At 63.1% G+C, this 1,495-nt stretch carries 1 protein-coding gene; it reads left to right on the plus strand.

Features of this window, described 5'->3' with window-relative positions:
• Positions 1-1,495 (plus strand): Ig-like domain-containing protein (locus AB4Z11_RS31465; protein ID WP_442030071.1); only part of this gene is annotated, 1,495 nt, incomplete at both ends.

Genomic DNA, 1,495 nt, shown 5'->3' on the forward strand with positions numbered 1-1,495 from the left:
CACCGACACCGATGCCGCTGGGAACACCAAGTCAGCGAGCATTGATTTCGTGCTTGATTCCGTGATTACCGCGCCAACGATTGCGCTGGCACATGACACGACCGACGGTGCGACAGGTCACGATACTGATCGTCTGACCAGCAATGCAGCCCTGGTATTCAATACAAAGGATGCCGACGCCAGCCGGGTGGTCAAAGTCGACGGCAATACCGTCGCCGCCTACGATCCGGCCACACTTGCCGATGGAGTCCATAACGTATCCGTTACCGATACCGATGCGGCGGGCAACACGAAGACCACATCCATCGACTTCACCCTCGATACCACGCTGACTGCGCCAACACTGGCGCTGGTGCAGGACACAACGGATGGCATCGCAGGCCATAATACCGATCACCTGACCGCAAACGCCGCGCTGACGTTCGGCGCAAAAGATGCGGATGCAGCACGCGTCATCACGGTTGATGGCGCTGTGGTCGCGGCCTACGACGCGACCTCCCTGGCCGACGGCGCCCACCACGTCAGCGTGACGGACACTGACGCGGCTGGCAACAGCAAGTCCGCCAGCGTCGACTTCACGCTGGACACGAGCCTGACCGCGCCAACCGTCGCGCTGGCGCAGGACACAACCGACGGTGGAGCAGGCCGCGACAGCGACCGTTTGACCAGCAACGCCGCCCTGAACTTCGGCGCGAAAGATACGGATGCCACGCGCGTCATCAAAGTCGATGGCGCAGCCGTGGCGAGCTACAACGCCGCGGCGCTGGCCGACGGCGCGCACACGGTATCGGTAATCGACACCGATGCCGCAGGCAACAGCAAGACCGCCAGCCTTGACTTCGTGCTGGATACGAAGATCACCAAACCGGCCATGTCGCTCGTGCAGGACACGACTGACGGCGCGGTCGGCCATGATGCCGACCATCTGACCAGCAATGCAGCGCTATCGTTCAATGGCGCCGACGCCGATGCCGCTCGCATCATCAAGGTCGATGGTGCCACGGTGGCTAGCTATGACGCCAGTGCGCTCGCTGACGGTGCGCACACCGTGGAAGTGACCGATACAGATGCAGCAGGCAACGCGAAATCCACCAGCTTCAACTTCGTGCTGGACAGGCAGCTGACTGCGCCAACGCTCGGGCTGAGCGAAGACACGACCGACGGCGCTGCGGGCCACGCCAGCGACGGCGTTACCAGCAAGGCTGGCTTGATCTTCGGCGCGAAGGACCCGGACGCCGCGCGCTCGATCACGGTGGATGGGGCGGCTGTCGCGAGTTATGACCCGAGCAAGCTAGGCGACGGGGCGCACGTGGTGGTCGTGACGGATACTGACGCTGCGGGCAACAGCAAGTCGGCTACGCTCAACTTCACCCTGGACACCACGGCGCCGGCAACCCAGGCGATTGCGTTGACGATTGATTCCAGCGACGGCAGCGCCGGACATGCCAGCGACAAGGTCAGCAGCAATGCATCGCTCAACTTCGGTAGCCTGGAG

Source organism: Pseudoduganella sp. RAF53_2, assembly GCF_052113985.1.
Classification (GTDB): Bacteria; Pseudomonadota; Gammaproteobacteria; order Burkholderiales; family Burkholderiaceae_D; genus Rugamonas.